This window comes from Oleiphilus sp. HI0080, from assembly GCF_001635135.1.
Genome location: NZ_LWFU01000527.1, coordinates 1 through 9,316, shown reverse-complemented (window position 1 = coordinate 9,316; position 9,316 = coordinate 1). Strand labels below are relative to the sequence as shown.

At 48.1% G+C, this 9,316-nt stretch carries 5 protein-coding genes and 1 pseudogene; 5 read left to right on the top strand and 1 reads right to left on the bottom strand.

The window, feature by feature from the left end:
* From A3751_RS22805 to A3751_RS11225, 3 genes are all read left to right on the top strand, one after another.
* Positions 1-830: SGNH hydrolase domain-containing protein (locus A3751_RS22805; RefSeq protein WP_197466285.1), on the top strand; the 830-nt coding region annotated here is incomplete at its 5' end.
* A 133-nt stretch (positions 831-963) separates the two neighbouring features.
* On the top strand, positions 964-1,356 hold the full coding sequence (locus A3751_RS11230) for a hypothetical protein (protein WP_068455868.1): 393 nt from the start codon (positions 964-966) through the stop codon (positions 1,354-1,356).
* A 12-nt stretch (positions 1,357-1,368) separates the two neighbouring features.
* A complete protein-coding gene (locus tag A3751_RS11225) occupies positions 1,369-3,105 on the top strand; it encodes an SLC13 family permease (protein WP_068455866.1) in 1,737 nt (578 codons plus the stop codon).
* Positions 3,106-3,238: 133 nt separating this feature from the next.
* Here the strand turns inward: A3751_RS11225 and A3751_RS22180 are convergent, their stop codons facing one another.
* The gene (locus tag A3751_RS22180) at positions 3,239-3,382 is read right to left on the bottom strand and encodes a hypothetical protein (protein WP_156492394.1); all 144 of its coding nucleotides are present in this window, start codon (positions 3,380-3,382) and stop codon (positions 3,239-3,241) included.
* A gap of 53 nt (positions 3,383-3,435) precedes the next feature.
* Here A3751_RS22180 and A3751_RS11220 point away from each other — a divergent pair, with 53 nt between their 5' ends.
* Both A3751_RS11220 and A3751_RS23520 read left to right on the top strand, forming a co-directional pair.
* A complete protein-coding gene (locus tag A3751_RS11220; protein ID WP_068455863.1) occupies positions 3,436-4,155 on the top strand; it encodes a hypothetical protein in 720 nt (239 codons plus the stop codon).
* Positions 4,156-4,179: 24 nt separating this feature from the next.
* Positions 4,180-9,316, top strand: a pseudogene (locus tag A3751_RS23520) (hypothetical protein); the annotation flags it as partial.

The following is a 9,316-nucleotide window of genomic DNA, read 5'->3' as shown; positions in this document are numbered from 1 at the left end:
CCGCGATTGCGGATATCAATCCGTTAACGCCTTATTGTCATGTCGGTCGTGGGGTGCCGTCAAAACACCCAATTCCGGGATGCGAAAAATACTTGTCTGGTGAGACCTTCGATGTGTTGGTCATGGGGGACAGTCATTCAAATGCGATTTCCTATGCGCTTCAAGAGAGATTGAGCCAAGCGGGTGTTTCTTCTTACGCGATTTCGTACAGCAGTTGTATCGGGATTACAGGTTTTTACCCGCCGAACGCGAAAAACATCGATTGCCATAAGCATAATCAAACATTAATTGAATATGCACGGTCAGTAGGCGCGGAGTCAGTATTAATTACATCCTCTTTTTTAGGATATTACCTTAACGGTTCTAATCTTGTTTTTGAGGGGAGGCCGCTTGATGTAATTGAGCGATTTGGTGATGAGGTGGACACCGAAAGTGCGAGAAAACAACGAGTCTTGAAACGTATGGAGCTCGAGTTAACAAAACTGGCCAGCGACTTTACAGTGTATGTTGTCGACCCGACGCCCAGAATGACTGAATCGATACCTGAAGCAATGAAGCGAGCCGTATATCGAGGTGAAGATGTGAATGCTTTAGGTGTGCCTAGAGAAGAATATGAGCTGGCCGCGAAGGACTTTTTTGATCTGTTTGCAAAGCTCGAAAAAGCAGGTGTTAAAAGAGTCGCAATAGCTGATCAGCTATGCCCACATGAGATGTGCATTAATGCGATTGACGGCGATCCGATTTATCGCGACTCTCATCATTTGACGAGTACTTTGGGAGCTGGAATCGTTGTGGACAAAATATTGGAAGAAATGGGTGGTGTTAAATAAAAGCTTCAATGCCGTTTGCTTAGTCTATGTTCTTTGTTTTTGTATGCCACAACGATTCCGGCAATGCTTCGCGAAAGAACAGCTAGCCGGTATGATGGCCTGAGACTGTTTAATAAATCTAAAAAGGAAAGGTATGCTCACTGAAGCATCAAAAAAGCAGACCGCGGGTCTCGAACGCATCGTTTTTATTATTTACTTGCTGCATATTTTTAGTGCGCTGAATGGCTTACTGACGCCGGCGTTTATTGTTACCGCATTTCTATCGGGTTGGCCGTCCATTATTGCCGTCATCATGAGTTATATGTGGCGCAACGGTGCCGATAATACTTATCTTGCCTCCCACTTTAGTTGGGTGATTCGCACCTTCTGGCTTGCCTTGCTTTGGCTTGTGGTTGCCAGTGTGCTGATCTTTACAGTAATTGGCGTGGTGATCGGTTTGCCAATGCTCCTGATCGTCGGCATTTGGGTGATGTATCGACTGCTCAAGGGTATTTTTGCCTTAAATGATCGTCGGTCAGTTTTATAGGTTGTAAAAGACATGTCTTGGCAAATGCTCGCGGTTTGTTTGCTGTTTTTCTCTGTTATTGGATGCCTCGTTTTTCGCATTGCTTCTGTAGCGCGAATATTCGGTGTGGCGCTTTGCGCTCTGTATGGCTTTGGGTTTGTTAGCACGAATGATGTTCTGGCCAGCGCATCAAATTCTGGGGTGGTGAGTTTAGTTTTGTTGATGCTGTGTTCGCTAGCGATTGAGAAGACCTCGTACATTCGCCTGTTGGGTGTACGGCTAATCAAACCTGGCTTGCTGAGTACGCGCCTGCGTTTGATGTTTACTACCGTGCTATCATCGGCTTTTCTTAACAATACGGCGGTGGTTTCGGCGCTCATCGCCCCCATAAAAAATAACCCGCATCATGCGCCTTCTCGGCTTTTAATTTTTCTTTCCTACTTCTCGATTCTGGGCGGCACACTTACGCTTGTTGGAACCTCAACCAACATGATCATTAACAGTATGTTGATCAATTCGGGTTTGCCTGCGCTTGGCTTTTTTGATTTTACTTTGGTCGGTTTGGCCTTGGTATGTGCGTGTGGTGTCGTGCTGTTGGTGATTCGTCCGGAGTTTAAAGAGCTACCCCAAGAGAGCGGGATGGCGAGCCACTACCTAATGGATGCGCAGGCAGATATGGGGTCCCCCCTGATCGGAAAGAGTATTGAAAGCAATGGATTACGTAACCTGGAAGGTTTGTTTTTAGTTGAGCTTGTTCGGGATGGACGTTTGATCAGCCCTGTATCGCCAGACGAGGTAATTGAAGAGCGCGATCACCTTATTTTCAATGGCGATGTAGGCAAGCTAGAGCAGTTATTGAAGATGAACGGCCTGTCTTTGTTTGCGAACAAACAGCCTTCAAGCGTCCAAAATGTAATGGGCAGCAACCTTAGCGAAGTGCTTATTCGCCCAGATAGTCATCTTGTGGGCAAGAGTCTTAAATCATCCGGTTTTCGGGCCAAGTTTGATGCGGCAGTTGTCGCTATAAAGCGTGACGGTGAGGCCGTATCAGGCAAGCTGGGTGAGATAGAGCTCAAAGCTGGCGATTTCCTTGTGTTGGCAGTGGGTGCTGACTTCCACAGTCGTAATAACCTCAGTAACAACTTTGTGTTTGTTTCCGGGGTCGAGCCAGACCACATACTAAGTGATGCTCAAGGGCGTTTGGCTATTGGTGGTTTTGTTGCGGTGATTGCCTTGGCTGCAAGCGGCATGGTGGAATTACTGCAAGGATTGGTTTTGCTGTTCGCGCTCTACCTTTTAACGGGTTGTCTTAATCGGCAAGAAGTATTGCGACGGCTACCTGTGCAATTATGGTTAATCATTACCACAGCATTGTTATTTTCAAAGGCGTTGATGAGTTCAGGCGTATTCACTTTAATCGCACATCAAGCATCAGAGGTGCTAATGAGTATGCCGCTTTGGGCGATTATACTGTCCGTCTATGTTGTGACTTGGTTTCTGACAGAGCTGGTAACAAACAACGCCGCTGCAGCGTTGATGTTCCCTTTTGCGCTTGGTCTGGCGGGCGCGATGAACGCAGACCCGATGGTGCTGGTGATGACGGTGACCTTTGCGGCGAGCGCAAGCTTCGTCAGCCCTTATGGGTATCAAACCAACCTAATTGTGATGAATGCCGGTGGTTATCGGCTGCAAGATTTTGTTAAAACAGGCTGGCCCGTGGCGGTTGTGTATGGCTTGGTCGTGGTGTCGCTTGTGCCTCTTGTGTATTGATGGTCTTCATTCTTTATCACGCTCTATGGGTATGTAAGAGATCTCTTACAGACATTTACGAGATCTCCTATATTTTCTCATCCAACGATTCCTTAATATGCACACATAGGGATAGCGAAGACAAACGGATTTGTTACAGCGACTCGTAATCTATTGCGGGAAGCACACCAAGGATGGTGGTCGTGAAAGGGAAAAGGACGTAATGCAGCGGTTTACCGCGCCGGCTAGGATGGCCAGCACGCATTGCGTTTCCCGCCCCTATCTTCTTTAATTTCATCTCTAAATATTCTTCTAGGCTTTGCCCTGTATCGATCATTTCATGAGGGACGCATGAAACTTGGTATTATCATCACCGTAAGTTGTTTACTCTCCGGCTGTGCCTCGCTGTTTCCCATTCAAGTAACCGATCCCCGCACGGGCATCGAATATACCGTTCCTGCTCGCCTGCAAGATGTGCCTGGTATTAAAGAGCTTGCTGAGGCATGCGCGACCAAGGCTGGGCGTGTTGTGCATCGAACTGTTGAGGTGGAAGGGTATTTTGATGAGTCTCTTGATAAGTGTGAGAGCAATTGTTGGCATTACTTGTCATGGTCGAAATTTAGATATCTTGAGCTTGAAGTGCGCGAGACGAATTCATCGAAACATATAAAAGATAAAGGGTTTTGGAGAATAACGAAGTACCCTTTAGGTGATAATAAATGTGATCAGAAAATTCTGAATAGGATTGAAAAATTCTCTAACCACGCCCCAAGAAAAATCGACTCGTGTTTGGGGGCAGAATCAATCGATGAACCGAAAAGTTTGTATGCTTATCGTTCTTGGATCGAGATTCAAAAACTTTCGGATCAGTATGAGTCTGAACTGATGAAAGGAGTTCGGACTGTTGAAAACATCGCCGGTGATCGAGAGCTACTAGCTCAACAAGTTACATTTACTCTATTTTCTCGTTCCTCGGAGCGAGGAACTGCAAGGCAATTGGTATGCGAGTCGTTGTCGATAAATCATACAGTAGGTAGATTTAAGGACGTAGTATTAAAACCAGCTAATTAACACCAACAATGGAGAGTTTGGCTCATGGATGAGACAAGTCACTACTTTGAGGCTATGCGAGCGAGTGCTGCTTATGTGAGCCTTGTTGACGAAGATATAGATGCTAACTTAAAGCTTTCTTTAGAGGCCGAAACCAAACAAAAGTTTTTAAAAATAGGTTGGACAGAGACTCAATTTGAAGAATTCGCTGAGCGGCATGCAATAGTTGATTACATCAACAATGAAAGCTTTGGTCTTGCGCTTACTCTTTTCAAAGATCTTGAAACGGGGCAGCTCACCCTAGCTTTTAGGGGAACCGAACCCTGGCAAGAGGAGGGGTTTCCTCTAGCTGATCTTGCTACTGACTTCTTTCTCTCAATAGGCCTCAGCGAGCCTTATCTCGGCTTGACTCAGGTCTCTGCGATAAATGACTTCTTGGTCGATAATAATATCCTGGACGAGAACAACCAATCCGTATCGGATAAGCTGGGTTTGGTGAACGTTGTTGGTCACTCTTTAGGAGGCCATCTTTCTGCGATGTTCGCTTTGGATTACCCTGAGCTGATCGGCCAAGGCACAACCTTTAACGCGGCAGGCATTGGTTGGTTAGACGCCGGTTATAACTACTTAAAAGAGTTCTTTCTCAAACCTGAATCGATAGTCGCGCGTGACCAACTTGATGGTAAGTTCACCAACGTTTACGCCGAACCCGGTGCTGAGCTTACCGCTAATCGTCTCACCTTTACTCATCTAGGTAGGGATGAACCTGTTTTCATTGAGCCTCCGAAGGGCATCGCGGATAGTCACTCCATGTCTTTGCTTTTAGATGCCTTATCTGTGCGTCGGGTGTTTGAGAGTTTTGAAAGTACTCTATCTTCAGCAGAGTTTGACCATATTCTCTGGCGTGCGTTCGATCGAGAAGTGGAGGTGAGTATAAGCCCGTCTGGCGAACCGGATATGACTAACCCCGATGAAGCGGCTATTTCTCTCAATACCTTGATGAGGCACCTTTCAACGGTGCTTGGTGGTGAGTTCGCCTCTTATCAGACGGCTAATCAGGCAGCAGAGTTCTATCAAACGCTAACGCAAGGGGGGCTTCCGCGCTTTCAGTTGGCGACTCTTGATAGCTTTGAGAATCCTCTGAATACAGCGCTCAATGATACAAACTCGATAGGCCGAGCGCTGCGTTATGCGCTCTTGGAAGGCGCGCCTTTTATCGTCTACCCGATTGAAGCGTATAGCTCGGGTATTTTTGCTAATGGTGCTAATGATGATGCTTATGGCACCGAGCACTATACCGAGACATTTTGGGCTGATCGAATTGATTATTATCAGCGCCAACTCGCAAGCAATGCTTTGGACTTGAACTCCCGTGACGCTATAGGCGCGAAAGTAGGTACAGACGCCACGCACTTCTTTGACGACTATTCAATCAATCAGGCCGATGCCAACGGACAGCCGCAAGCGCAAGTCTATGTTCGCGGTCACGACTCTGTATATACCAATCAGGACAACGAACAGCACGTCGTTTTTGGTTCTCATACCGCGGACGATATTGCCGGTAGTGAACATCGCGCAGGAGATCGGCTCTATGGTCTCAGCGGTGATGATGTGCTTGAGGGGCATGGCGGTAATGACCATCTTGAGGGAGGCGCCGGCAGCGATACTTATATATTCAATAAAGGTGACGGGCACAATCTGATCGTCGATCAACACGGGCAAAACCAAATCGTTTTCGATGGCAACACATTGTCTTTGGCCAGCGCCGTTAGTGAAGGTTCAAGTATCTATGAATCAATGGGCATGCTATTTGTTGAGTCTGGAGAGGGGACGCTTTTTGTTATCCGCCCTTCTGAAGGCGATGCCCCGGCAGCGAGCGTTCGCTTAGATGACTTTGATGGTACGCCAAATCTTTTTGGCTTAGATCTAAAAGACAGTGCGGCACCCGAGAAGCCAGCCGAGCCAACTGATGCCGTACTCATCGGCACGGGTGTTGTCGAACTGGAAAATGGCGATCTGTTCGAGATCAAACCTCGCCAGATAGATCGTCTTGAAGATCCATTTAATGAGCAGCAAACCATTGAAGAGCGTGGCATGGTCTTGGATATGTCCCTGCTCGAAAAGCCTTATCATTATGAATCGCTTACCTATGCCTATTCGGAAAACCCGATCCCCGTTCGTTTGACGAATGGCGATGGTGAGCAGCTTCTGGATTTGTATTTTGAAGGAAGTGATCAAGATGACGTGATGCAGGGCGGCTACTTTGGCGATTGGCTTTATGGTCGTGGCGGTAATGACGTGATCGATGGTGCGGAGGGTTTTGATTTTCTGGCGGGCTTTTTCGGTGCGGATCTAGTTTTTGGTGGCGATGGAAGCGACCTTATTTTTGGCAATGTGCATGATAAATATCAGGGTGATGCACTGACATCAGGGTATGTAGACGAGTCATCGGATGAGCTAGATGGCTTCAATGATCGTTTATATGGCGGCATTGGCAACGACCAGATTTCTGGTGATGAAGGAAATGACTTTCTAGCCGGCGAAGCCGATAACGACAAACTATATGGTGGTGAGGGAAGCGACACTATTATCGGAGGAGTTGGGGAGGATACGATTCATGGTGATGGCCGTCTTGAATACGATAATGGTTTTGCCTTGCGTCGCCTTGAACATGAAAACCCAAACGATCAGCGCGCGGACCGTATAGATGCAGGAGCGGGAAATGACTGGGTCGAAGCTGAATGGGGTAACGATGTTGTTTTTGGCGGCGAGGGTGACGATAAGCTCTGGGGCGATGCACGTACCGAGCATTTAGCCGGTGCTTACCACGGTAATGATGTGCTTATCGGCGGCAGTGGTCGAGATGAGTTGTATGGTGGTGGCGGTTCGGACTTTCTTGATGGTGGTTCAGAAATCGATATTTTGCATGGCGATGTCGCTATCTATGAAGGTGAATTACAGGTCGCGCTAGCTCATGAATATCACGGCGATGACACACTTCGCGGAGGCTCTGGTGACGATACCCTCATCGGAGGCGGCAGTGCCGACATGCTTTATGGCGAGGACGATAACGATATCCTGTTTGGTGATGGGCAGTACACTGGGTCAAGCATAAGTGTTGGCGGTGTTTATCTTATTAATCCTGACCAACAGTCTACGGTTTCTGATAGCGCACACGGCGCAGATGTTCTGGATGGTGGCGCGGGCGATGATCTGATACTTGCCGGTGGTGGCGACGATATGCTCATTGGTGGGGCTGGCAATGATGAGCTTTATGGCCAGCAAGGTAATGATGTTCTCCGTGGTGGAGCGGGGAATGACATTTTGGTCGGAGGTGAGGGTGTTGATCATTACATCCTCGATGGTTTGGAATATGACTTCATTTATGACGAGTTGGATTACAACCATGCGGGTTTAGTTGGCTTCAAGGCAGAGTCGCTTGAACTTAGTTCTTCCACGGGAGGGAGGGCAACCCTAAAAAGCACAATTGATGGTCGGACGATTGCGGTGCTTCTTGGCCAAACCGCGGATCACTTGCGCTTGGTTTTACAGGGCGAGTATCAGGACTTCGTTACTAATGGGCGTTCGCAGAAATGGGTTTGGGTAAATGATCTCGATAAGAGCGTTGACCATTCGCATGAAGTGCAAGGGCGGGTTTATCGATCTGGCGCTGGTGATGACCGAATTCTTGCCGGAAGCGGCGACGATACTTTTATCTTGGGGCGACCGTATGAAGCTGTAGCCGAAGATCAGGTTGGCTCTGATGCCATGGGTGCGATGTCTCTTTCTGTGGAGCAAAATGCAAGCGACAGCGATGCTTCGAACCAAAACAATGAAGCCGGTGATGGTGGTAATGATTTTATTTCTGGTGGTTTGGGCAGTGATCAGTATGTCTATCATGCCGGCGCAGCAAGTGTCACTGTAGAAGAAGGTTGGGCCGATACGGGCAGCGATTCGTTGGTTTTGGCTAAGGGCTTTTCGGCTCAAACACTCGATGTATCGCTTGATGGAAATACGGCATTATTCCAAGCTAAGGGGCGTTCAGGCTCTCTAACCCTCAACGATGTTCGAATGTTTGAGAATATTGCGTTTGAAAACAACGATACATTCCACGCTCAGCTGCAGGCACGGAACTCCCTTATTGCCGGCGATGCTCAAAATAATTATGTGTACGTGGCGACCGATAACAACACCCTGAATTTAGGCTTGGGAGATGACCGCACTCAACTCGAAGCGGGTAATACGGCGACTTACGTTTATAGACTCGGTGATGGGCACGATCGTATTGAATTGGCTGACGTAGACCGATCGGGAACAATATCTCTAGATTTATCAGGAGAATTTACCTCTGCCGATTTGCGCTTAAGAGACACGCCAGATGGTTTAAGGCTGGATGTAGCTGAAGGGCATCAACAAGCGGGTTCGATCACGCTCAGTTCCGAATCTACGAGCGCTCCGGAAGCCTTGTTTACTGGGATTTCAGTTAATGGCACGGTGCTGTCCGAGACTCAAATAACTAGCTTGTTTGAAGGGCCGCGCAGACCGTTCTCTTCGCGGAACGAGGCGTTTTCGATTCCGCTGGATGCACTTGCGCAAGCAGGTGAGGCGCAGGTGATTGACCTTCCAATGACAGCTCTCATTGTTCCTGATATCGAGACTTCCGATGTTACTGGCGATTCGCCTGTCTGGGAGCTGACATTGAACAATGGCGCGCCTCTGCCATCCTGGATGCAGTTCAATGCTGAACGAATGCAGCTCTTTGTGAGCGAGGCTGCCCCGAGTCTTGGATCCATGACCTTACTACTCAGTGCAACAAATTCTGCCGGCAGTGCGACGCAAAAGATACAGCTTTTGGCAGCTGAGGATGCCGAGGTCTTCTTTGATGTTGCGCGTCCGTCAGATGTGTATCTTGGTGAAGCGACGAACCAGCTTTATCGGGCCGGAGAAAGCGACCAAGTTGTTGATATTTCCAATACCGGATTTACTACGGTAGTGGGGAATGATTCGGGTGTTCGGATAAACAGCAATTGGAGTGGTGGAGCGTTTTATGGTGGTGCTGACAATGACTTGTTGAGCACTACAGGGGGCTATTCCGAGCTTTATGGCGGTTCGGGCGATGATCGCTTCTATTTGGAACAGCAGTCGGTTAACCGTGTAAATCCCGGCCCCGGTCAGGACAAAG

Excerpts from the sequence above, each read along its gene's own strand:
- A3751_RS11230 (WP_068455868.1), top strand. The coding sequence starts at position 964 with ATGCTCACTGAAGCATCAAAAAAGCAGACCGCGGGTCTCGAACGCATC.
- A3751_RS11225 (WP_068455866.1), top strand. The coding sequence starts at position 1,369 with ATGTCTTGGCAAATGCTCGCGGTTTGTTTGCTGTTTTTCTCTGTTATT.
- A3751_RS22180 (WP_156492394.1), bottom strand. The coding sequence starts at position 3,382 with ATGAAATTAAAGAAGATAGGGGCGGGAAACGCAATGCGTGCTGGCCAT.
- A3751_RS11220 (WP_068455863.1), top strand. The coding sequence starts at position 3,436 with ATGAAACTTGGTATTATCATCACCGTAAGTTGTTTACTCTCCGGCTGT.